This window comes from Serratia sp. HNCC26DJ206, from assembly GCF_057180605.1.
Genome location: NZ_JBXUGP010000034.1, coordinates 1 through 22,514 on the forward strand (window position 1 = coordinate 1; position 22,514 = coordinate 22,514).

Below are 22,514 nucleotides of genomic sequence, written 5' to 3' on the forward strand. Positions count from 1 at the left end.
AAAACGGCCAGATTACTCTGGCCGTTTTTATGTTTAGAACAGTTCGTGGCTTTCACCGCCGGGGTCTGTCAAGGTGGTACCGGCGTCATGCACTGAGTATCCTGTTGGCTGGGTGCCATTGATAAAGAACTCGGAACGGCTGCCACCGCCGCCATTGGACAGCTTGCCAGTGCTCTTGTCGATGGTTACGCTGACAATGCCCGGTGGTGGTGTGACCTTCTGCTCTGGAACGCCGTCCAGTGCCACTTTCATAAAGTCATCCCACGCCGGTTGCGCACTCTTCGCGCCACCTTCGCCACCGGAGATCTGATCCTCAATCGCACCAGAAGCGGTTGCACGCCCCAGATCGCGGCGATGATCGTCGAAACCAATCCAGACCGACGTCACGGTATCCGGGCCATAACCGGAGAACCAGGCGTCTTTTGAACTGTTGGTGGTCCCGGTTTTACCCCCGATATCACGGCGTTTCAGATCGCGCCCGGCACGCCAGCCGGTGCCCATCCAACCCGGCTCACCGAAGATATTGCTATTGAGCGCATCGCGCATCAGGAACGCCAGAGGCGTACTGATCACGTGCGGTGCATACTGCTGATCGTTATCCTGCTGTACCTGGGTTGGCGTGACCTGCTCCAACTGTGGCATTGGCACAGTGGCGTTGCTGTTTTCCTGCGATACCGCCACGTTTTCAACGTTATCATCAGAAAGCATCGCCGCACGCTGCGTATCGCCGTAGATCACCGGCAGATTGCAGCTTTCACACACCACTTTCGGCTTGATTTCAAACAGGGCTTTGCCGCTGTCGTCTTCAATCTTGGTGATGAAGTAGGGGTCAACCAGATAACCGCCATTAGCCAGCACTGCGTAACCACGCACCACCTGCAACGGAGTGAAGGAGGCCGAGCCCAGCGCCAGTGACTCCGAATGCACAATGTTCTGTGCCGGGAAGCCGAAACGCTGCAGGTATTCTGCCGCGTAATCAACGCCCATTGCACGCATAGCACGTACCATCACCACATTCTTCGACTGCCCCAGGCCCTGACGCAAACGGATTGGGCCGTCATAGGTTGGCGGTGAGTTTTTCGGCCGCCAATCAGTGCCGGCACCGGCATCCCAGCGGGTGATGGGCAGATCGTTGAGGATGGTTGCCAGCGTCAGGCCCTTATCCATCGCTGCTGTATACAGGAACGGTTTGATATTGGAACCAACCTGACGCAGCGCCTGAGTCACGCGATTGAACTTGCTCTGGTTGAAATCGAAGCCGCCGACCAGCGCTTTGACGGCACCGTTGTTCGGATCGATAGAGACCAGCGCCGAGTTGACATCCGGCACCTGCGACAGCCACCAGTTATCATTCACTTTGCGCACCCACACCTGCTGACCCGCCTGAACCACGTCGGTGACGCGCTTCGGCGTTGGGCCCTGCTGATTGTCGGATTTGAACGGGCGTGCCCAGCGCATACCGGACATCGGCAACGCAATGCTGCTGCCATCAGCCAATATCGCCGTGGCCTGATTGACGTCGGCCTGGGTAACTACCGCTGGCGCTAGCGGGCCGTAGCTCGGCAGATTTTTCAGGGAATCGACAATCTGTTTCTGATCCCAAGCCGCTTCACCCACTTTCCACAGGACGTTCGACGGGCCGCGGTAGCCGTGGCGCATGTCGTAGTCCAGTACGTTGTTACGCACCGCCTCCTGCGCTGCCAACTGCAGTTTCTTGGTGATGGTGGTGTAAACCTTGTAACCGTCGGTATAAGCGTTCTCACCGTAACGCGTGATCATTTCCTGACGCACCATCTCAGCAAGATAGGGCGCAGAGAAGCTGATTTCCGGCGCATGGTAGTGAGCGACCAGTTCCTCACTGCGGGCCTGATCGTATTGCGCCTGCGTGATGTAATGCTCATCCAGCATACGCGACAGCACCACGTTGCGGCGCGCAACGGCACGATCGTGCGAGTACAGCGGGTTGAAGGTCGACGGTGCCTTAGGCAGACCGGCGATGGTGGCCATTTCGCTTAAGCTGAGCTGGCTGACGTCCTTGCCGAAGTAAACCTGCGCGGCCGCCCCGACGCCGTAAGCGCGGTAGCCTAAGTAGATTTTGTTCAGATACAGCTCAAGAATTTCGTCTTTGGATAGCATCTGTTCAATGCGTATCGCCAAGAAAACCTCTTTGAGCTTACGCATCAGGGTGCGTTCCGGGCTCAAGAAGAAGTTTCTTGCCAACTGTTGGGTGATGGTACTGGCACCTTGTGACGCTCGGCCAGAAACCAGGGCGACAGACGCGGCACGGAAGATACCGACCGGGTCAACACCATGGTGTTCATAGAAACGGCTGTCCTCTGTGGCGATGAAGGCATGCACCATCACCGGTGGAATTTGATCCAGCTTGAGAGGGATACGACGCTTCTCACCGAATTGAGCGATCAGTTCGCCATCGGCACTGTAAACCTGCATTGGAATTTGCAGCCGCACGTCTTTTAGCGTTGCGACGTCGGGCAGCTGTGGCTCGACATATTTGTACAAGCCAAAAATCGAGGCTGCTCCCAGCAAGATGCAACACACTGCAAGGATTAGAAAATACTTTACGAACTTCACCTGAGATTTCCCATTTCATGTCATTTGGGCAGTTTATAAACAACCGCGCGGTAGTATAAAGGCAAGCCTGCGACATGGATATGTTCTTTTATCATTTGACGATACGGAAGCGGGGTGAAATATGTTCTCTCAAGCATGGCAGGTAGGCCTGGATATACAGAGCAACTGTGTGAGGGCATTGGCGGCACAGCATCGCCGCAGCGGTTGGCAACTGCGTCATTGGTGGCAACAGGCGCTGCCTCAGCCGGTGCTACGCGACGGTTGTATTGAGAAATCCGAAATGTTGATCACCCTGCTAAAGCAGTGGCGTATTCGGTTACCAAGACATATTTCCTTACGCATTGCTTTGCCTGCGCAACGGGTTCTACAACACCGGTTGCCGTTACCGGATTATCGCTTGCGGGAGCCGGTCCGCCATGACTACATCACCACTCAGGGGCTGAAACAATTCCCGCTCGACAGCCAGACCCTGGCGATGGATTACCGTATCGCCCCGCCGAATACCAATCACTTGTTGCTCACCGCCGCTCGCCAACAAGAGCTCCAGCAGTGGCTGCACTGCCTGCAAGAAGCCGATCTTCAGCCGCAGGTCATTGATATTACTCCCAGCGTTCTGTGTGCTATGGCGGCTTTTGCTGGCCTGACACGCGACGCGGGCCTGCTGCATCGTCTGGAACAGGAGTGGCTGTGGGTGGCTCCGCGCAGTACGCCATTTGCCTACGGCGTAGTGCCTGTCGGTGAGATCGAGAGTACGCAGCAGGCGCTGGCCGCCATGCGTATGGCCTGCCCGGCTCTGGGCGACAAGCCGGTGTATTACAGCAGTGTCTTAGACGAAGCCTTGCCTGCCGGAGTTGTGTCCTGGTCGCCTTTCACCGCTTTCAGCCACTTGCATCCTCCGTTGCCAGCACAGCCCACGGCTTTTGTTCTGGCAGGCGGGCTGGCTTTACGCCGTGAGGATCGCTGATGTATCAGGTCAATCTTTTACCTTGGCGCCTCAGGGCACAACGGCAGCGCTACGGATTTTGGCTGCGAGTGTTCAGCATCCAGCTGTTGGTTGCCTTGGCCCTTCCGGTCACGGCTTTCTTGCTGCTGCGTTATCAACATGCGCAGCAACAGAGCACTTTGCAGACGCTGACGCAACAGCAGCAAGTACTGGCTGGCAGGATCCAGCAGACGCAGCAGGTGATGGCAGCGCTGGCGCGGTTAACGACTGAAGAGACACGTCGCCAGCAGAATGAAATACATAACCGACGTTATCTGTCTTTACTGCAACAACTCTCGGCAGTGATACCCGACGAGCTATGGCTGACAGCGTTGGAAGAGAATGCACAGGGCATCTCTTTGCGCGGTTTCAGTGGGCAGTACGCCGCAATTACCCTGTTTGAACAGCGCTTGGCTGCTTCGCCTTTGTTGGAAAGTCATCGTTTGGCGGAGGTGACACAGCATAAAAACGGGATATTGGCCTTCACCCTAACGGCGCGTTGGGGGAAAGATGGATAAACCGCTGCCGGATTGGATCAAGCCTTGGCTCAACCGGCCCGGCTGGCAACTGCTGGTGGTTCAATGGCTGTTCTTGATCGGCCTGATACTGCTGACCAGCGCGTTGTTGGTATACGGTGAATGGCAACATCTGGAACATCTACGCACGCAACAGCAGCGCCTGGAGGTAGAGATTGTCGAACGTCAGCAGCAACTGACTCGCTTACCGGTATTGGAGGAGTTGAAACAGCGTCTGCAGGATCAGACCTTGGCGTTACCCGCAGAGCCGGAAAGCTTTGGTAGCAAGCTCTATCAGATAGGTGGTGTGTTGTTGCGTTGGCAACAGCAGGAGCAGCCCGCACAGCAAATCGCGAAGTTGCAGATAGATTACCCTGGGTTATTGCGCTTGCTGGAAGGTTTGTCTCCCACGCTGCGTATTAGCCAGATGGCGATCGAAAAGCAACCGGAAGGGCTGATTACCCAACTGATTTTGCTCGCAGCAGAAGGGAGGAGTGAATGAGGAAAGAATATTGGCTATGGCTGATGCTCTCCACTCCCGTTTGGGCTGTGCAAGAGCGCGATCCGTTCCAACAGCCTCTGGTTGTGTCCTGTGTTTCATCGGCCGTTTCACCGGCCAATTGGCAGCTAAAGGGCACTATTGGTGAACCTGGCTTGCGTCATGGCTGGCTGATCACCTCGCAAGGGCAGTGGTTAAGGTTACAGCCACAGCAGAGGTTGTTGGATGGGCTCTGGCAGGTGGTGCAAATTCAGGCGCGACAGCTTGAGTTCAGCGAAGTTGGCACGGAGCGCGTTTGCCCCCCAGCCACGGGCAATATTGTTCTGACGTTGGGCAAACCATAAGGAAATGGAAATGAAAAGATGTCATTGGCTGGTGGCGCTGTTGCTGGCGTTTCCCTTCATGGTGATGGGGGAAGTAAAGCAGGAAGTCCAGCAGGAAAAACCGGTCTCTCTAGAGTTTCACGATACGCCGGTCAGTCTGGTTTTACAGGCCTTGGCGGAATATCAGCAACTGAATATGGTTGCAGCCGAGGGCGTAGATGGCAATCTGACGCTGCGCCTGGAGAATGTTCCTTGGCGGCAGGCGCTGGCGGTGGTGTTGCGTATGGGGAAACTGACGATGACTCTCGATGGCAATGTGATGCTGGTTTTCCCCGAACCGGACGAGCAGGAGCAGCAGCGTCGGCAGCAGGTACTGGCGCAACAACTGCCCTTGGAGAACCTGACGATCTCGCTGCAAAATGCCGATGCTGGAGAGATTGCCCAGAGCCTGGATAGCCAGCGCGGCAAGTTGCTGACCGAGCGCGGTAGCGTGGTAGTCGATAAGCGCACTAATGCGTTATTGCTGCGTGATACCACATCGGCTCTCGCTCAGATGAAAGCCTGGGTGGCGGATATGGATACACCACTGGAACAGGTGCAACTGGCGGCACATATTGTCACCATCAGCAGTGAAAACCTGCGGGAACTTGGCGTGCGCTGGGGATTGTTATCAGACGAAAAACCTGCGCAGTCTTTACGGATAGATAATTTCAGCGTGGGTTTGCCGGTGGAAAACAGCGCGGCAACGGCCGGTTTTCATCTGGCGCGCATTAGTGGGCGTATTCTGGATCTGGAGCTGTCGGCGCTGGAACAGGAAAATGAGGTGGAAATCATCGCCAGCCCACGCCTGCTGACGGCACACCAGCAAACCGCCAGTATCAAACAGGGCACGGAAATCCCCTACGAGGTCGCGAGCGGCACCAGTGGCGCGACCTCGGTAGAGTTTAAAGAGGCGGTATTAGGAATGGAAGTTACGCCCAAAATCCTGCCCAATGGCCGTATTACGTTAACGTTGCAAATCAGCCAGAACATGCCTGGCCGCTCGATAAAACAGGGGGCCGGGGAGGCGTTGGCTATCGACAAGCAGGAAATCAAAACTCAAGTGACGGTAAAAAACGGTGAAACCATTGTATTGGGTGGTATATTTCAGCAGCAAAATGTGAATGGCGCTAACAAAGTTCCAGGCGTGGGGGACGTGCCATGGCTGGGATCGTTGTTCAAACACAGCAGCAAACAGCATAAAAGGCGTGAGCTGGTGATATTTATTACTCCAACGCTGATCAAGGTCTGATCTACCGGGGCCGCTGCCAACGAAAAAGGCGAAAGTTAATGGTCAGATAGACTTTTTTTCTCGCCTTGGGGCATCTGCGTTTGACGCTGCGGCCGATTTAGCTTACAAGGGTTACCGAATTAGGCTCCGAGGTTTTTTTGTTAATGCTATACCCGGCGTCTTTCAAGCTACAGTGCTGTTGGCTGCACGTAATCCCCCAGTCACTTACCTTGGTAAGCTTCTGAGGCGTCTACGCTTGCTGCCTGGCTGTAACTCGAAATCCATAGGGTATTAAGACGCCGTTAAAAACGTATGGTTTCCCTCCTGCGGCGTGGATAGCGATTTATTCGGTTGCCAAACTACCAAGAGTGTTGAGATAATTTTTCGTCTGATCTCGCACTATCGCTTATGAGGTTTCAGTTTAGGTCCCGCCGCTAATTTGATTGGCGGGGCGGGTTATCATTAACGAATTGTCTTAGTAATACCGAAAAACATGGCAGAGAAACGCAATATCTTTCTGGTTGGGCCTATGGGTGCCGGCAAAAGCACTATTGGCCGTCAGTTAGCTCAGCAACTCAATATGGAGTTTTTCGACTCTGATCAAGAAATTGAGCGACGTACCGGAGCTGACGTGGGCTGGGTATTCGACGTGGAAGGGGAAGAAGGCTTCCGCGATCGTGAAGAAAAAGTCATTAATGAACTGACGGAAAAGCAGGGGATCGTGCTGGCTACCGGCGGGGGCTCGGTTAAGTCGCGTGAAACGCGTAACCGCCTGTCGGCGCGTGGTGTCGTGGTCTATTTGGAAACCACTATCGAGAAGCAATTGGCCCGTACCCAGCGTGACAAAAAGCGTCCGCTGTTGCAGGTTGATTCTCCTCCGCGTGAAGTGCTGGAAGCGCTGGCTAAAGAGCGCAATCCGTTATACGAAGAAATTGCAGATGTTACTATCCGCACAGACGATCAAAGCGCTAAAGTGGTTGCCAACCAGATAATCAACATGCTGGAAAGTAACTGATAGCGGTTTCCGCGTTGGCTACGGGCAAATGCGGAAATTCTGATTGTGTTCCCCGCGTTGGCGGGGACAAACCACACCGAGAACTGAGCGCGACATGGAGAGAATTACCGTAACGCTTGGGGAGCGTAGCTACCCGATTACCATAGCCGCCGGATTGTTTAACGATCCGGCTTCTTTTATGCCGCTAAAGGCGGGTGAACAGGTCATGCTGGTCACCAACCAGACCCTGGCTCCGCTGTATCTGGAGCCTGTCCGTAAGGTGCTGGAGCAGGGCGGTGTAGTGGTGGATCAGGTGATACTGCCTGATGGCGAACAGTACAAATCCCTTGCCGTACTTGAGCAAGTGTTCTCGGCGCTGCTGGAAAAGCCACACGGTCGCGACACCACGCTTATCGCCCTCGGCGGTGGCGTGGTTGGCGATCTGACTGGCTTTGCCGCGGCGTGCTATCAACGCGGTGTGCGTTTTATCCAGGTTCCTACCACGCTGCTCTCGCAGGTGGACTCCTCCGTTGGCGGTAAAACCGCCGTCAATCACCCGCTCGGTAAAAACATGATCGGCGCCTTCTACCAACCCGCTGCGGTGGTGGTAGATCTCGATTGCTTGCGAACCTTACCGGCGCGTGAACTTTCCTCTGGTCTGGCGGAAGTGATCAAGTACGGGATTATTCTCGACGGTGATTTCTTCGTCTGGCTGGAAAATAATATTGATGCGCTGGTGGCATTGGATATGGACGCGTTGGCGTACTGCATCCGTCGCTGCTGCGAATTGAAGGCTGAAGTGGTCGCCGCCGATGAACGCGAAAGCGGCCTGCGCGCGCTGCTCAATCTGGGCCATACTTACGGCCATGCCATTGAAGCTGAAATGGGCTACGGTGTATGGTTGCACGGTGAAGCCGTGGCTGCTGGCATGATGATGGCCGCACATACCGCGCGCCGCCTGGGCCAGTTTTCTGCCGCCGATATTGAACGTATCAAAGCGCTGTTGTTACGTGCCGGGTTGCCCGTGTGCGGGCCGCAGGAAATGACGCCTGAGTCCTATCTGCCGCATATGATGCGCGACAAGAAAGTGTTGGCAGGGGAACTGCGTTTGGTATTACCGACGGCGATGGGTGAAGCGGAAGTTCGCGGTGGTGTGGCACGTGATATAGTGTTGGCTGCAATTGCGGATTGCCTGCCGTTGCAACACGCGTGAGTAAATCGGAATAACTGACAGTGGCTTAGCCGCTGTTTGCATCTGTTACTAATTAATGTGCAAAGCAATACGAGCATCGCTTTGCCATCATCGGGTTAATAGTCTCGAACCATACCGGGTTCAGGGTGGCGGGCTTTTGCCTCTAGTTGGAGGATTTCAGATGGACGAGTTTAAACCGGAAGACGATCTCAGACCTGATGCTAGCGATCGCCGTCCTTCACGTTCGCGGCGCCCAGCAACAGGGCCGAGTTTTTCCTTATCGCGTCAGCATTTGATGATTGGTGTCGGTATTCTGGTTCTGCTGGTGCTGATCCTGGGTATCGGATCGGCGTTGAAAGCACCGACCCAGCATGAGACGGCGCAGCAGGGTGCAGCCCGTGATATCAACCTGTCGGGTTCTTCGTCGCTGACTACCAGTAACAATGGTGTTCCAGGTGGCACTACCGATACCCACGATAACAACGGTGTTGGTCAGGCTCAGCCGCAGCAGCCACAAAACATCAGTGTTCCGCCTATTTCCAGCACACCAAGCGAAGCACAGCCAATGCCGCCACAGGGTGGTGCGCAACAGCGTGTCGAACTGCCGGGCAACATGACTGACGCACTGTCATCGCAGCAGAATCAGGTTGATGCTGCCGCGCAGAGTCTGAACGCCCCGGTTTCCGGGTTGCCAACCGCGCCAGCAACCGTGATGAGTGGTGCAGGTGCGCGAGAAACCACGCGTCCGACGCATAACAATGCCACTCCAGCGGCACAGCAGCGTAAAACACCGGCAAAAACCGCAGCTAAACCTTCTGCAACGACCACCACGGTTTATACACCACCGGCAGCGGTAAAAAGCGGTGTGGTGAGCGGTAGCGCGGGTTCCATTACAGCGGCACCGGGTAGTCATTACACGCTGCAACTGAGCAGTGCTTCTCGTTCTGATACGCTGAAGGCTTTCGCCAAACAGCAAAATCTACAGAACTTTACCGTGTATGAAACCAAACGCGACGGTAAGCCGTGGTTCGTGTTGGTGAGCGGTAACTATGCTTCTTCGGCGGATGCGAAGCGCGCAGTTGCGACGTTACCGGCAGAGGTTCAGGCGAAAAAACCATGGGTCCGGCCTGTACATCAAGTACAGCAAGATCTTAAAAAATAAACCATTTAATTTTGTGCGCTGATGTGCTGTCTGAAACAGAGTACAATCCGCCGCTCTGAATTGTATAAGTAGCTAACTGACGGCATGAAGAAAAACCGCGCTTTTTTAAAATGGGCTGGTGGAAAATACCCGCTGGTTGACGAGATCCGTCGTCATCTGCCAGCGGGCGACTGCCTAATCGAGCCCTTCGTGGGTGCGGGTTCAGTCTTTTTGAACACGCAATACGATGCCTATATTCTCGCCGACATCAACAGCGATCTTATTAATCTGTATAACATCGTTAAGCTGCGCACGGATGACTTCGTGCGCGATGCCCGCATCCTGTTCGCCGATGAATACAATGTCTCGGAACAGTTTTACCTGTTGCGCGAAGAGTTTAATGCAAGCGACGATGCTTATCGTCGGGCGCAGCTGTTCCTCTATCTGAACCGTCACTGTTATAACGGCCTGTGCCGGTATAACCTGCGTGGTGAGTTTAACGTCCCGTTCGGGCGTTATAAGAAGCCGTACTTTCCGGAAGATGAACTGTACTGGTTTGCTGAAAAATCCCGCAATGCCACTTTCGTCTGCGAGCATTACCGCGATACCATGGCCAAGGCAACGCGTGGCGCGGTAGTGTATTGCGATCCGCCTTATGCACCGCTTTCGGCGACGGCGAATTTTACCGCCTATCATACCAACAGCTTCAGCATTGCCGATCAGCAAGGGCTGGCGCAACTGGCGCATCAACTGTCGGTGGAAAATCAGGTACCGGTATTGATTTCCAATCATGATACCGAACTGACACGCGACTGGTATCAGCATGCTGAATTCTTTGAAGTGTCGGCACGCCGGACGATCAGCCGTAATATCCTCGGCCGCAGTAAAGTGAACGAACTTTTGGCTCTATATATCGCTAAGCCGGGGTTGCGCCCCGACGTATAACAACTCGAACCCTACGTTTGGAGAAGCGGATGAAAAAGTTTTTGATTGCCCCGTCCATTCTGTCGGCAGATTTTGCCCGGTTAGGTGAAGATACTGCCAAAGTGCTGGCTGCCGGTAGCGACGTGGTGCACTTTGACGTGATGGATAACCACTATGTTCCCAATCTGACGATTGGGCCGATGGTCTGCGAAGCGCTGCGCAATTACGGCATCACAGCACCTATCGACGTTCATCTGATGGTCAAGCCGGTCGATCGCATTGTGCCGGACTTCGCCAAAGCCGGTGCGACGTATATCTCTTTCCATCCCGAAGCCTCCGAACACGTTGATCGCACCCTCCAACTGATCAAAGAACACGGCTGTAAGGCCGGTTTGGTGTTTAACCCGGCCACGTCGCTGAGCTATCTCGATTATGTGATGGATAAACTCGATGTGATCCTGCTGATGTCGGTTAACCCCGGTTTTGGTGGCCAGTCGTTTATCCCTGGCACGCTGGATAAGCTGCGTCAGGTGCGCAAACTGATCGACGACAGCGGGTTTGATATTCGTCTGGAAGTCGACGGTGGGGTCAAGGTGGACAACATTGCCGAGATCGCCGCCGCAGGTGCCGACATGTTCGTCGCCGGTTCCGCTATTTTTGGCAAGCCGGATTACCGCGCGGTGATTGACGAAATGCGTCGTGAGCTGGCGAAGGTGAATCATGGCTGATTTTAGCGCCATTCGCGGCCTGGCTTTTGATCTGGACGGCACGCTGGTTGACAGTGCTCCAGGGCTGGCGGCGGCTATCGATCTGGCGCTGGCAGAAATGGGCTTACCGCAGGCCGGTGAGGCGCGAGTCGGCACCTGGATCGGCAATGGCGCGGATGTTCTCGTGCAACGTGCGCTGCGCTGGGCGGAAGCGGCGGACACGCCGGAGCATTGCCAGCAGATGCGTGAGCGTTTTGACCATTTCTATGCACAAACCGTGAGCAGCGGCAGCCGTCTGTTCCCGCAGGTGAAAGCCACCCTTGGCCGCTTGGCTGAACTGGGCTACCCGATGGCGCTGGTGACCAACAAGCCGACGCCCTTTGTGGCTCCGTTGCTGACTGAGCTCGGTATTATCGATACTTTCTCGCTGATTATTGGTGGCGATGATGTGGTGGCGAAAAAACCGCATCCCGCACCGTTGTATCTGGTATTCGGCAAGCTCGGCCTACGGGCTGGCGAGGTGTTGTTCGTCGGTGATTCATGCAATGATATTCAGGCGGCGCAGGCGGCAGGTTGCCCGAGCGTTGGCCTGACTTACGGATATAACTACGGTGAAGCGATCGCCCTGAGCCATCCCGACCGCGTGTTGGAGCGCTTTGCCGATTTGTTGCCCGCTCTCGGGCTGTCATCTTTAGAGAATCAGGAATTTAATCATGAGTAAGCCCATCGTATTTAGCGGCGCGCAGCCGTCTGGTGAACTGACCATTGGCAACTACATGGGTGCGCTGCGTCAGTGGGTTCAAATGCAGGATGATTATGACTGCATTTACTGCATCGTTGACCTGCATGCAATTACCGCGCGTCAGGATGCGGAAAAACTGCGTAAAGCCACGCTGGATACGCTGGCGCTGTACCTGGCCTGCGGTATTGACCCGGCAAAAAGCACCATTTTTGTTCAGTCCCATGTGCCAGAACATTCGCAACTGAGCTGGGTGCTCAACTGCTATACCTATTTCGGCGAACTGAGCCGTATGACCCAGTTTAAAGACAAATCGGCACGCTATGCCGAAAACATCAACGCTGGTCTATTCAGCTATCCGGTGCTGATGGCAGCGGACATTTTACTGTATCAGACCAACCAGGTGCCGGTGGGTGAAGATCAGAAACAGCATCTGGAACTGAGCCGCGATATTGGCCAGCGCTTCAATGCCCTGTACGGCGACGTGTTCAAAGTACCAGAACCCTTTATTCCCAAGTCTGGCGCGCGCGTGATGTCACTGCAAGAACCGACTAAGAAGATGTCCAAGTCGGATGATAACCGCAACAACGTGATCGGCCTGCTGGAAGATCCGAGCGCGGTGACTAAAAAAATCAAACGTGCGATGACCGACTCGGAAGAGCCACCGGTCATCCGTTACGACGTGGCGAACAAAGCGGGCGTCTCCAACCTGCTGGATATCTTGTCTGGCGTCACCGGCAAGAGTATTGCCCAGTTGGAAACGGAATTTGCAGGCCAGATGTATGGTCACCTGAAGGGGGCGGTCGCAGAGGCGGTGTCCGGCATGCTGAGTGAACTGCAGGAGCGTTATCATTGCTTCCGCAATGATGAGGCATTCCTGCAACAGGTGATGCGTGATGGTGCGACAAAAGCCCGTGCTCGCGCGCAGGAAACGCTGGCGAAAGTGTATGAAGCGGTAGGTTTTGTGCCACATCCGTAGTCGCTCACCCATTCCCTCTCCTTGGGGAGAGGGCTAGGGTGAGGGGTATCATCGTGCTACAAATCCCTCACACCGGCTTTTTCGGGGCGTTAACATTCAGTGAATGGCCGCTTTTTTTACGCCATTTTGCTAAGATTTCCCGGCAGTTCCCGGCTTGAGAACCAGTTCAGCTTGCTGCGCAGGCTGACCACGCTGCCAACGATAATCAGGCTCGGGCTGGCGGCCTGTTGCGCAAGCACTCCCAACCGATCCAGTTCCCCTTCGATCACCCGTTGGCGGGGGGATGTGCCATTTTCCACCAATGCGATCGGTGTACTCGCTGCCATACCATGTGCTATCAGTTGCTGCTCGATCTCTGCTGCCTGCGCCAGCCCCATATAAAACACCAGAGTTTGTTGCCCGGCGGCCAGCGTGGCCCAGTCGAGCCCGCCATCGGCCTTGGCGTGGCCGGTCACTAGTCGCACGCTTTGTGCGTGATCGCGATGGGTCAGGGGAATGCCGCTGTAGGCGGAACAGCCAGAGGCGGCGGTAATCCCTGGCACCACCGAGAACGGAATACCCGCTTCGGCCAAGGTTTCCAGTTCTTCACCGCCGCGGCCGAAAATAAACGGATCGCCACCTTTCAGCCTGACCACGCGCTTACCCTGTTGAGCCTGTTCCAGCAGGATCTGATTGATATGCTCTTGCGGCACACAGTGGTGCCCGGCACGTTTACCCACGAAGATTAGCTGCGCATCGCGGCGCACCAGCGCCATCACCTCGTCAGAAACCAGGCGATCGTAAACCACCACGTCGGCCTGCTGGATCTGCTGTAGGCCTTTCAGCGTCAGTAACCCGGCATCGCCCGGCCCGGCACCCACCAATACCACTTCGCCATGTTCTTCCGGCTGATGCACAAATAGCTGCTCAACCTGTTGATCAACCAAAGCAGCATCATGGTTAGCCAGCGATTGCGCCAGCCGAACGTGAGCGAACAGCCTTTCCCAGAAACGGCGGCGCGCACCGATCTCGCTAAACCGCTGTTTTACCCGTTGGCGCAGCGAACCGCCCAACTGAGCTAGTTTGCCGAGGTGCTGTGGCAGCATTGCCTCCAACTTTTCCCGCAGCAGGCGTGCCAGCACCGGGGCTTTGCCGCCGGAAGAGACGGCGACCATCAGCGGAGAGCGATCGATAATCGACGGCATGATAAAGCTGGCGCGTTTCGGATCGTCCACCACGTTGCAAAATACCCGCTGCTGATTGGCACACTGATAGACCAGAGCATTCACTTGTAGCCGATCGGTAGCGGCGATCACCAGCCATTTTTCTGCCAGCAGTTCGGCATAGAACTCACCTTCCACCAGCGTGACCTGCCCCTGTGCGGCCCAGGCCAGAAACTGTTCATTGAACTGACAGGCATTGACCGTCAGCCGGGCTCCGGCATCCAGCAGCAGGCGCGCCTTGCGTTCGGCGACTTCCCCACCGCCGACCAGCAGGCAGGCTTTATGTTGCAGTTGGCAGAAAATCGGTAAGTAATCCATCGGCAATCCTTGGGGAAGTGGCTAACGGGGCGATAACTCGCCCCTTAGGTTGATGACAAAGTCGCCTTCTAGCCCGAGATACTCGGGTCTAGCGCACCGAGGGGCACTCCGACGGCTTACGCCGTTACGACCCCTTCGGCACGCTCCCCCTAATAACCAGCTTTGTCAGCAGTCTGCGGGGCGATAACTCGCCCTTGCTTGATTAAGCGGTTTGGCGAACGGCGGCGTTTGCAGCCTGCGGGCGTTGCGCACGCGGTGTGGCATACCAGTAACCGAGGCCCATCAGGACTGCACCAGACAGCGTATTCCCCAGCGTTACCCACAGCAGGTTATGGCCGATACCGCTCAGGGTATAGGCTTCGCTATGATTGCCGAACCAGGAGAGGGCAAACAGCGTCATGTTGGCAATCGAGTGTTCGTAGCCGGAAGCGATAAACGCCAATAAACACCACCAGATGGCAATGAACTTGGCAGCACCTTCAACGCGCAGCGCCATCCAGATCGCCAAACAAACCAGCCAGTTACACAGTACCCCTTTAAAGAACAACACTTCTGCCGGGGCGGTGGTTTTCGCCAGCGCTGCGGTATGGACCAGGCTGGTGTCGACCGGCAACAGGCTACCGCCGCCGTAGTAGTACATCAGCGCCACCAGCACCGAACCGAGCAGGTTGCCCAGCCAGGTTTGCGGCAACACGGCCCACATTTGGCTCTGTTTGATGGTGCCCGCTTTCACACCGAGCGTCAGGAACATGGTGTGGCCGGTGAACAGTTCGGAACCGGCGATGATCACCAGCGTCAGTGCAATGCCAAAGGTGGCGCCCATTACCAATGGGCGGATCGACGGATCTACCAGATTACCCAGAGTGAAGATCAGAATGATGCCAAGGCCGACATAGGCACCGGCCATGGCTGAACTGATCCAGAAGCCAAGCGGGCTCTCTTGCGCCAGTTTGACGATGCGCGCTGCGTTGGCAGCAGATTTGTTGATGGTATCGGTAAACATAGATTTCCCTGGAAAGTAAAAACAAAAAGTTTAAAGGCAATAGGCGATAACCCCTCTCCTCTCTTTCGAGGAGAGGGGGGAGTATTACTGAGCTGCCACTTGCACCATGCCATCGACGACCCGGCTGGTGAAACTGGCCACGGAACGGCTTTCGTCCTCCATACACCGGCCATCGTGCAGGCGGAAATGCTGTTTCTTCAGCGGGCTGGCTACCCACAGTTCACCCTGATGCTCGGCAATCAGGCCGCGTGACAGCACGCTGGCCTGAGCGAACGGGTCGATATTGCTGATGGCATACAGTTGTTCATCGGCGCGGGGGCGGAAGATGGCCACCTGTTGCTCGCCAATCAATGCACACACACCGGTACCGGGCAGGATATCGGCGATCGGGCAAACGGAAATCCACTGGCTCATGCGTTGCTCTCCTCAGTTTCCAGAAGCTTAACGGGGATGCGCTCATCCGGCCGCGCCGGGCGGTGCTGTTCGCGTTCTGGCACCACCTGCACGTTCGGGTCGCGCTGGCTGCTGTTGATGAAGTGAGAAAAACGCACTTGAGCAGCAGGATCCTCAACGGTGGCTTTCCACTCGCAGATCACCGCGCTGCGCAGGCGGGTGATTTCGGCTTCCAACTGATCGTTGATCCCCAGTTTGTCGTCGATGATCACCTTGCGCAGATAATCGATGCCGCCTTCCAGGCTTTCCAGCCAGACCGACGTGCGCTGCAATTTATCGCCGGTGCGGATGTAGAACATCATAAAGCGGTCGAGGTAGCGCATCAGCGTATCGCTGTCGAGATCTGCCGCCAGCAGATCGGCATGGCGCGGTTTCATTCCGCCGTTGCCGCATACGTACAGGTTCCAGCCGTTTTCGGTGGCAATAATACCGACGTCTTTCCCCTGTGCTTCTGCACATTCACGGGTGCAGCCAGAAACGCCGAACTTCATTTTGTGCGGGGTGCGGATGCCTTTGTAGCGGTGTTCAAGCTGTACGCCAAAACCGACGCTATCGCCGACGCCGAAACGGCACCAGGTGCTGCCGACGCAGGTTTTCGCCATACGCAGCGCTTTGGCATAGGCGTGACCGGTTTCGAAACCGGCGGCGATCAGCCTGCTCCAGATGGCTGGTAGGTCGTCCTTCTGCGCGCCGAACATGCCGATACGCATTGAACCGGTCATCTTGGTGTACAGGTTATAGTCTTTAGCGATCTGGCCGACGGCGATCAGACCTTCCGGCGTGATTTCACCACCGGCAGAGCGTGGGATCACCGAATAGGTGCCATCTTTCTGGATGTTGCCCAGGAAGTTATCGTTGGTGTCTTGCAGCGGCGTGTGTTGCGGTGTGAGCACATACTCATTCCAGCAGGACGCCAGCAGCGAACCGACGGTGGGTTTACACACTTCGCAGCCGTAGCCTTTGCCGTATTTTGCCAGCAGCTCCGCAAAGGTTTTAATGCCTTCGACGCGGATCAGGTGGTACAGCTCCTGGCGCGAATAGGCAAAGTGCTCGCACAGGTGGTTATTCACCTCGATGCCCTGCTTGCTCAGTTCGGCGTTCAGCACCTGGGTGATCAGCGGAACGCAGCCGCCGCAGCCGGTTCCGGCTTTGGTTTCAGACTTGATGGCCGCCACGGTGTGGCAACCCAGATTCACCGCTTTGATAATGTCGCCTTTAGTGACGTCAAAGCAGGAGCAGATCTGCGCGGTTTCCGGCAGCGAATCGACACCGATCGCCGGTTTACTGCCCGCATGGGCGGGCAGGATCAGGCTGTCCGGGTTTTCCGGCAGTTCGATGCTGTTCAGTGCAAGCTGCAACAGGTTGCCGTAGTCGCTGGTGTCACCGACCAACACCGCGCCGAGCAGGGTTTTGTTGTCTGCGCTAACTACCAGACGTTTGTAGACCTCTTTGCTCTCGTCCAGATAGACGTAGCTGCGTGCGCCTGCGGTGCGCGCATGGGCATCGCCGATACCGCCAACGTCAACGCCCAGCAGTTTCAGCTTGGCGCTCATATCTGCGCCCTGGAAGGCGTTCTCGCGGCTTAGCAGATGATCGGCAGTGACCTGCGCCATCTTGTAACCCGGAGCGACCAGCCCGAAGGTGCGCTCGCGCCATGAGGCACATTCCCCGATGGCGTAGACATCCGGATCGGAGGTCTGGCAGCTATCGTTAATCGCAATGCCGCCGCGCGGAGCCGTTGCCAGCCCACATTGGTGCGCCAGTTTGTCTTGCGGGCGGATGCCGGTGGAGAAGACGATGAAATCGACTTGCAGCTCGCTGCCGTCGGCAAAGTGCATGGTTTTGCGCGCGCTTTGCCCGCCGTTGACGATCTCGGTGGTGTTTTTGCCGGTATGAACTTTAACGCCCATGCGCTCGATCTTGCGGCGCAGCTGATCGCCCCCCATCGGATCGAGCTGTTCGGCCATCAGCATCGGGGCGAATTCGATCACGTGAGTTTCCACGCCCAGGCTTTTCAGTGCTCCGGCGGCTTCCAGGCCGAGCAGGCCACCACCAACCACCGCGCCGCGTTTGCTGCGGCGTGCACAGGACTCGATGGCGTTCAAATCTTCAATGGTGCGGTAAACGAAGCAGTCTTGGCTTTCAGAGCCTTTGATCGGCGGGATCCACGGGTAGGAGCCGGTGGCCATAACCAGTTTGTCGTAATACACCGTGCGGCCAGTGTTGGAGTGGATCACCTTCTCCGCGCGGTTAATGGTGATGGCGCGTTCGCCCACCAGCACTTTTACGCCCTGTTTTTCGTAAAAGCCTTCGCGCACCAGCGAAAGCTCTTCGGCAGTATGGTGAGAAAAGTAGGAGGAGAGATGTACGCGATCGTAGGCGATACGGGGTTCTTCACAAAAGATGGTAATTTCAAACTGGTCTTTATCTGCCTTCTCCAGCAGATCTTCGATAAATCGGTGGCCGACCATGCCGTTGCCGATGACAGCGAGTTTAACTCTGCTCATTATTGCCTCAAAAATTCTGATTTCCTAGGCGTACCTTATTCCTCCCTGACATCGATTTATTGATACAAATCAATTCGCCTTTCATATACCTCTAATGTGGTATATGCATGATTTTTATAAATATTTGTTAAGTTGTGGTTTTTGTTCAACTTTAGCTGAATCGAGGCAGTTAATGACGGAATGAGTAATTTGCTAACCGCTGGCGAGGTTATAAACATTTCGCCGTTTTGTCAGCCACCACCGGCATCCGTATGATGAAGAGAACGTTTGGCCGAACAGAGGTGGCAAGGTGGCAAATCATCCCGTGAAGTTTATCGATAACCTGCGCCTGAGTGGGCAGGAAGGGTTATGGCAGTTGGCGTTTGAGCAGGGGCGTATTACTCATATCATTCCGCAACCGAGTGGGTTGGAGCGGCGTAGCGATGCTCTGGATGCCGAGGGCGGTTTGGCACTGCCCGCGTTTGTCGAACCGCATATTCATCTGGATACCACCCAAACCGCCGGGCAGCCTGCCTGGAATCAGTCGGGCACGTTGTTTGAAGGCATTGAACGTTGGGCCGAGCGCAAGGCATTGCTGACCCACGAGGACGTGAAGCAGCGCGCCTGGCAGACGCTGAAATGGCAGATCGCCAACGGTGTGCAGTATGTGCGTACTCACGTTGATGTTTCCGATCCTACGTTGACTGCACTGCGCGCAATGCTGGAAGTGAAACAGGAAGTTGCACCTTGGGTGACGCTGCAAATTGTGGCTTTCCCACAGGAAGGGATCCTGTCTTATCCCAACGGCGAAGCGTTGTTGGAACAGGCGTTGCGCCTGGGGGCCGACGTGGTTGGGGCGATCCCGCATTTTGAATTCACCCGCGAATATGGCGTGGAGTCACTGCATAAGGCTTTCGCTCTGGCGCAGAAGTACGACCGGCTGGTGGATGTGCATTGCGATGAGATCGACGATGAACAATCGCGCTTTGTCGAAACCGTGGCGGCCTTGGCGCTGAAGTTGGAAATGGGCAGCAAGGTTACCGCCAGCCATACCACGGCGATGCACTCCTACAACGGGGCCTACACCTCGCGCCTGTTCCGCCTGCTGAAGATGTCTGGGATTAACTTTGTTGCCAATCCGCTGGTGAATATTCATCTGCAAGGGCGTTTCGATACTTACCCTAAACGGCGTGGCATTACGCGGGTGAAAGAGATGCTAGAAGCGGGCATCAACGTCTGCTTTGGTCATGATGACGTGTTCGATCCCTGGTATCCGCTCGGCACCGCCAATATGTTACAGGTGCTGCATATGGGGCTGCACGTTTGCCAACTGATGGGTTATGGCCAAATCAATGATGGGCTGAAGCTGATCACCACTCACAGCGCGCGGACCATGCATTTGCAGGATTACGGTCTGAAGGTGGGCAACAGTGCCAACCTGGTGATCCTGCCTGCGGAAAACGGCTTTGACGCGGTGCGCCGCCAAACGCCGGTGCGCTATTCCATTCGCCACGGCGCGATAATTGCTGCAACCCAACCGGCAACTACCACGCTGTATCTGCAAGCTGAGGAAAAGGTAGATTTTCGGCGCTAAGCGGAGTGAAGGGCTTGAGTTCTGTGGCCTTCCCCTCTCCTCGAAGGAGAGGGTGATCTTTGCCGATCAGTGCGTTGCATGCCCATGGCTGCGGTGCTTAGTGACAAAGCCCAGCAGCAGACACATCACAAACACCGCCAGATACAGGCCGTTAGCGGCGGTCAGCGCCGCATGTGCGCCGCCTTTGGCCACCAGCGGGCCGGTCACCACAAAGGTCAGCATGGTGCCGATAGTGCCGCAGGTCAGGATAAAGTTGACCAGTTTCGGTGAGGAAACTTTAGTTTGCAGCGAACCGAGGGTGATAAGCGTGGTGTAGATGGCGCTGGAAACAAAACCTAAAGCCATGATGAAGTAGCTCAGGTGCTGCGGATTATCACTGCTGACAAACAGGTACATCGCGCCGGTGGCCAACGCCGCCAGCACGGTCACGATGCGTTGCAGATCAAAGAAGCGCAGGATAAAGCTGAACACCCACATGCCGATCATATAGGACGTCCAGAAATCGCTCACCAGCTTACCCGCCTGACTGATATCCATGCCGAAGGATTTGGTGGCGTATTCCGGTACCCACTGGATAAAGCCCAGTTGGCCAAGGATATAGCACAGTGCGGCGATCGACAGGAACAACACGCCGATACCCCATTTCTCTTTCACGACCGGTTCAGCGCTTTTCTGCCCTTTGTTGCCCAGTACCGGGAACTCAGAGCACAGGGTTAACACGAAGATCGCAACGTACAGCAGGCCAATGCAGGCATAAACCCAATACCAGCCAATGCTGCGGGCCAGCAACATGGCGGCGACGATCGGGAAAATCATCCCGGCCATGCTGAAGAACGAATCGGTGAACAGCAGGCGTGAACCGCGCTGGCGGCCAGCGTACATATGGGTGATCAGGAAGGTGCCGATCGACATGGTAATGCCGCTGACCACGCCAAGCACAAACATGCACAGTGAGAACAGGGCCAGGCTTTTGCTGACCATCAGCCCGGCAACCGCCAGCAGCATCAGGACAAAACCAAACAGCAACTGACGTTTCAACGGGATGATTTCCATCAGCCAGGCATTGAGGAAGATCGAAATCAGAATACCGGCGTTAAGAAAGGTAAAGGTGTTACTCATGCTGGACACTGGCAGATTGAAATATTCTGCAATGTTGCCCATCACCATCCCTGTGACGATCACTAAAGCTCCGGTCAGCGCGTAAGAAAAGAAGCTGATCCATGTTAGCCGGATGCGGTTGCTGTCATTCATTGTATAGGCCTGATTGATGACTGTTTCGGTTGAGGTTTATACCCGTCATACTTCAAGTTGCTTGGGTGTTGGCTGCCCTCACTCACCCCAGTCACTTACTCGAGTAAGCTCCTGGGGCTTCGTTCCGTTGCCGCCTACAAGCAACTCGAATTATTTTGGGTATAACACTGGCATAAGGCCGCATGTTTCTCTACAGCGACAGAGAAAATCCCGCGAGAACCACCAGGAAGCGGATCCTAGCATAGCCAACGGGAGTTTTTGTGATGGTTGTCTGCTTTTTGATGCAAGAGATGAAAGTTAAAAGATATCCTTGTGATCTAACCTGCGACTGGCACGATCGAATCACGGCGCACGATCATCGGCTCAAAGGTTACAGCAGCCGTGAGCGGATCGATCAACCGGCGAGTGGCATATTGCGCCATCTCGGTGATCGGGAAATGCACGCTGGTCAGGGCCGGGCGGACAAAAGGCGCGCGCTCGCCGCTGTCATAGCAAATCAGCGCGATATCTTGCGGCACGCGCAGGCGGTGCTCATTAATCGCCAACAGGGCACCGATGGCCATCTCTTCGTTACAGCAATAAATGGCGCTTGGCAGTATTTCACGGCGCAGCAACTGGTCGGCACAGTCATAACCGCTTTTCAGATCGTAAACCCCTGCCAAGCAATCCACCGGTGGTAGATTGGCGGCCTGCATGGCGTTAAGGAAACCCTGTAGCCGCAGTTGGCTCGAGGCGCGCTGCGGTGGTCCGCTGATGCAGGCGATGCGCCGATGACCGGCATCGATCAGCTCTTGTGTCGCCATCTGGCTGGCGCGTACGTGATCAAACGTAATGCAGCGATCTTCCAAGCCCGGCACCAGACGATCCAGCAACACAAAGTGGCGCTGTTCTGCGGCTAACTGGCGGAGTTGATCGTCAGAAAGAAAACGCACGTGCAGGATCACGCCGTCGCAGCGCAGGTTGAACAGGCGTTGAATCGCCAGCAGTTCGTTCTCTGCGCTGTTACGGCCTTGGGTGACCAGCAGCTGTTTACCCTGTGATTCTGCCTCGGTTTGCACAAAATCCATCAGCGCACCAAAAAAACCACCGCGGTAAGAGGTGGTGACCAGGCCCAGCGTGTTGCTGTGGCTGGAGGCCAGCGCCCTGGCCGCCGGGTTGGGCGTGTAGCCCAGGGCGGCCACGGCTTTGGCCACTTTCTCACGGGTGAGGGGTTTAACGTTGCTGTCACCATTGACCACGCGCGACACGGTGGCACGAGATACTCCGGCTAACGCTGCGACATCTTCCAGTGTCACCATTATTCTGCTCCTGATTACGTATCCCCTTGGTTTTTCAAGCTTCAGCGTTGTG

The 22,514-nt window shown here is 55.7% G+C and carries 20 protein-coding genes; 13 read left to right on the forward strand and 7 right to left on the reverse strand.

The genetic code is table 11. The features are described from left to right. Window positions 1-33 precede the first annotated feature (33 nt). Window positions 34-2,592 (reverse strand): peptidoglycan glycosyltransferase/peptidoglycan DD-transpeptidase MrcA, encoded by a 2,559-nt coding sequence (gene mrcA, locus AC2A1E_RS19930; protein ID WP_484385199.1) that lies wholly within the window; start codon window positions 2,590-2,592, stop codon window positions 34-36. 121 nt (window positions 2,593-2,713) lie between these two features. Between mrcA and pilM the strand changes: the two genes are divergently transcribed. The 12 genes from pilM to trpS all read left to right on the forward strand — a co-directional run bounded on the left by pilM (window position 2,714) and on the right by trpS (window position 12,857). Then, on the forward strand, window positions 2,714-3,556 hold the full coding sequence (gene pilM, locus AC2A1E_RS19935; protein WP_484385200.1) for a type IV pilus biogenesis protein PilM: 843 nt from the start codon (window positions 2,714-2,716) through the stop codon (window positions 3,554-3,556). Beyond that, on the forward strand, window positions 3,556-4,092 hold the full coding sequence (locus AC2A1E_RS19940) for a PilN domain-containing protein (RefSeq protein WP_484385201.1): 537 nt from the start codon (window positions 3,556-3,558) through the stop codon (window positions 4,090-4,092). Before pilM ends, AC2A1E_RS19940 begins: the two co-directional genes overlap by 1 nt. Then, the gene (locus AC2A1E_RS19945; protein ID WP_484385202.1) at window positions 4,085-4,591 is read left to right on the forward strand and encodes a hypothetical protein; all 507 of its coding nucleotides are present in this window, start codon (window positions 4,085-4,087) and stop codon (window positions 4,589-4,591) included. Before AC2A1E_RS19940 ends, AC2A1E_RS19945 begins: the two co-directional genes overlap by 8 nt. Continuing rightward, the gene (locus tag AC2A1E_RS19950) at window positions 4,588-4,932 is read left to right on the forward strand and encodes a hypothetical protein (protein ID WP_484385203.1); all 345 of its coding nucleotides are present in this window, start codon (window positions 4,588-4,590) and stop codon (window positions 4,930-4,932) included. Before AC2A1E_RS19945 ends, AC2A1E_RS19950 begins: the two co-directional genes overlap by 4 nt. 10 nt (window positions 4,933-4,942) lie before the next feature. Continuing rightward, on the forward strand, window positions 4,943-6,202 hold the full coding sequence (gene hofQ, locus AC2A1E_RS19955) for a DNA uptake porin HofQ (RefSeq protein WP_484385204.1): 1,260 nt from the start codon (window positions 4,943-4,945) through the stop codon (window positions 6,200-6,202). Between the two features lie 472 nt (window positions 6,203-6,674). Beyond that, complete coding sequence (aroK, locus tag AC2A1E_RS19960) at window positions 6,675-7,196, forward strand: shikimate kinase AroK (RefSeq protein ID WP_004391482.1); 522 nt, start codon at window positions 6,675-6,677, stop codon at window positions 7,194-7,196. A 94-nt stretch (window positions 7,197-7,290) separates the two neighbouring features. Continuing rightward, window positions 7,291-8,388, forward strand: a complete 1,098-nt coding sequence (aroB, locus tag AC2A1E_RS19965; protein ID WP_484385205.1) for a 3-dehydroquinate synthase — start codon at window positions 7,291-7,293, stop codon at window positions 8,386-8,388. A 160-nt stretch (window positions 8,389-8,548) separates the two neighbouring features. Beyond that, window positions 8,549-9,529 (forward strand): SPOR domain-containing protein, encoded by a 981-nt coding sequence (locus AC2A1E_RS19970; RefSeq protein ID WP_484385206.1) that lies wholly within the window; start codon window positions 8,549-8,551, stop codon window positions 9,527-9,529. Window positions 9,530-9,613: 84 nt separating this feature from the next. Continuing rightward, entirely contained in the window at window positions 9,614-10,453 is an 840-nt protein-coding gene (gene dam, locus AC2A1E_RS19975) for an adenine-specific DNA-methyltransferase (protein ID WP_484385207.1), read from the forward strand. Window positions 10,454-10,482: 29 nt separating this feature from the next. Beyond that, window positions 10,483-11,160 carry a ribulose-phosphate 3-epimerase gene (rpe, locus tag AC2A1E_RS19980; protein WP_459400399.1) on the forward strand — a complete coding sequence of 226 codons (678 nt, stop codon included), beginning with the start codon at window positions 10,483-10,485 and terminating at the stop codon, window positions 11,158-11,160. After that, the gene (locus tag AC2A1E_RS19985; protein WP_484385208.1) at window positions 11,153-11,860 is read left to right on the forward strand and encodes a phosphoglycolate phosphatase; all 708 of its coding nucleotides are present in this window, start codon (window positions 11,153-11,155) and stop codon (window positions 11,858-11,860) included. Before rpe ends, AC2A1E_RS19985 begins: the two co-directional genes overlap by 8 nt. Beyond that, on the forward strand, window positions 11,853-12,857 hold the full coding sequence (trpS, locus tag AC2A1E_RS19990) for a tryptophan--tRNA ligase (RefSeq protein WP_484385209.1): 1,005 nt from the start codon (window positions 11,853-11,855) through the stop codon (window positions 12,855-12,857). The genes AC2A1E_RS19985 and trpS overlap by 8 nt, the downstream gene beginning before the upstream one ends. Window positions 12,858-12,973: 116 nt before the next feature. Here the strand turns inward: trpS and cysG are convergent, their stop codons facing one another. From cysG to nirB, 4 genes are all read right to left on the reverse strand, one after another. Continuing rightward, entirely contained in the window at window positions 12,974-14,377 is a 1,404-nt protein-coding gene (cysG, locus tag AC2A1E_RS19995) for a siroheme synthase CysG (RefSeq protein ID WP_484385210.1), read from the reverse strand. Window positions 14,378-14,579: 202 nt separating this feature from the next. Then, the gene (gene nirC / locus AC2A1E_RS20000) at window positions 14,580-15,380 is read right to left on the reverse strand and encodes a nitrite transporter NirC (protein WP_484385211.1); all 801 of its coding nucleotides are present in this window, start codon (window positions 15,378-15,380) and stop codon (window positions 14,580-14,582) included. 84 nt (window positions 15,381-15,464) lie between these two features. Next, entirely contained in the window at window positions 15,465-15,794 is a 330-nt protein-coding gene (gene nirD / locus AC2A1E_RS20005) for a nitrite reductase small subunit NirD (RefSeq protein WP_484385212.1), read from the reverse strand. Beyond that, complete coding sequence (gene nirB / locus AC2A1E_RS20010; RefSeq protein ID WP_484385213.1) at window positions 15,791-18,340, reverse strand: nitrite reductase large subunit NirB; 2,550 nt, start codon at window positions 18,338-18,340, stop codon at window positions 15,791-15,793. The genes nirD and nirB overlap by 4 nt, the downstream gene beginning before the upstream one ends. Window positions 18,341-18,644: 304 nt before the next feature. On the opposite strand from nirB, the gene AC2A1E_RS20015 reads away from it, so the two are divergent. Further along, the gene (locus AC2A1E_RS20015) at window positions 18,645-19,913 is read left to right on the forward strand and encodes a cytosine deaminase (protein WP_484385239.1); all 1,269 of its coding nucleotides are present in this window, start codon (window positions 18,645-18,647) and stop codon (window positions 19,911-19,913) included. 66 nt (window positions 19,914-19,979) lie between these two features. On the opposite strand, the gene tsgA is transcribed toward AC2A1E_RS20015, so the two are convergent. Together tsgA and AC2A1E_RS20025 are read right to left on the reverse strand one after the other, a co-directional pair. Continuing rightward, the gene (tsgA, locus tag AC2A1E_RS20020; RefSeq protein WP_484385214.1) at window positions 19,980-21,164 is read right to left on the reverse strand and encodes an MFS transporter TsgA; all 1,185 of its coding nucleotides are present in this window, start codon (window positions 21,162-21,164) and stop codon (window positions 19,980-19,982) included. 317 nt (window positions 21,165-21,481) lie between these two features. Then, window positions 21,482-22,462 (reverse strand): LacI family DNA-binding transcriptional regulator, encoded by a 981-nt coding sequence (locus AC2A1E_RS20025; RefSeq protein WP_484385215.1) that lies wholly within the window; start codon window positions 22,460-22,462, stop codon window positions 21,482-21,484. Window positions 22,463-22,514: the final 52 nt, after the last annotated feature.

Coding starts and splice junctions, on each gene's coding strand:
- pilM (WP_484385200.1), top strand. CDS start 2,714: ATGTTCTCTCAAGCATGGCAGGTAGGCCTGGATATACAGAGCAACTGT.
- AC2A1E_RS19940 (WP_484385201.1), top strand. CDS start 3,556: ATGTATCAGGTCAATCTTTTACCTTGGCGCCTCAGGGCACAACGGCAG.
- AC2A1E_RS19945 (WP_484385202.1), top strand. CDS start 4,085: ATGGATAAACCGCTGCCGGATTGGATCAAGCCTTGGCTCAACCGGCCC.
- AC2A1E_RS19950 (WP_484385203.1), top strand. CDS start 4,588: ATGAGGAAAGAATATTGGCTATGGCTGATGCTCTCCACTCCCGTTTGG.
- hofQ (WP_484385204.1), top strand. CDS start 4,943: ATGAAAAGATGTCATTGGCTGGTGGCGCTGTTGCTGGCGTTTCCCTTC.
- aroK (WP_004391482.1), top strand. CDS start 6,675: ATGGCAGAGAAACGCAATATCTTTCTGGTTGGGCCTATGGGTGCCGGC.
- aroB (WP_484385205.1), top strand. CDS start 7,291: ATGGAGAGAATTACCGTAACGCTTGGGGAGCGTAGCTACCCGATTACC.
- AC2A1E_RS19970 (WP_484385206.1), top strand. CDS start 8,549: ATGGACGAGTTTAAACCGGAAGACGATCTCAGACCTGATGCTAGCGAT.
- dam (WP_484385207.1), top strand. CDS start 9,614: ATGAAGAAAAACCGCGCTTTTTTAAAATGGGCTGGTGGAAAATACCCG.
- rpe (WP_459400399.1), top strand. CDS start 10,483: ATGAAAAAGTTTTTGATTGCCCCGTCCATTCTGTCGGCAGATTTTGCC.
- AC2A1E_RS19985 (WP_484385208.1), top strand. CDS start 11,153: ATGGCTGATTTTAGCGCCATTCGCGGCCTGGCTTTTGATCTGGACGGC.
- trpS (WP_484385209.1), top strand. CDS start 11,853: ATGAGTAAGCCCATCGTATTTAGCGGCGCGCAGCCGTCTGGTGAACTG.
- cysG (WP_484385210.1), bottom strand. CDS start 14,377: ATGGATTACTTACCGATTTTCTGCCAACTGCAACATAAAGCCTGCCTG.
- nirC (WP_484385211.1), bottom strand. CDS start 15,380: ATGTTTACCGATACCATCAACAAATCTGCTGCCAACGCAGCGCGCATC.
- nirD (WP_484385212.1), bottom strand. CDS start 15,794: ATGAGCCAGTGGATTTCCGTTTGCCCGATCGCCGATATCCTGCCCGGT.
- nirB (WP_484385213.1), bottom strand. CDS start 18,340: ATGAGCAGAGTTAAACTCGCTGTCATCGGCAACGGCATGGTCGGCCAC.
- tsgA (WP_484385214.1), bottom strand. CDS start 21,164: ATGAATGACAGCAACCGCATCCGGCTAACATGGATCAGCTTCTTTTCT.
- AC2A1E_RS20025 (WP_484385215.1), bottom strand. CDS start 22,462: ATGGTGACACTGGAAGATGTCGCAGCGTTAGCCGGAGTATCTCGTGCC.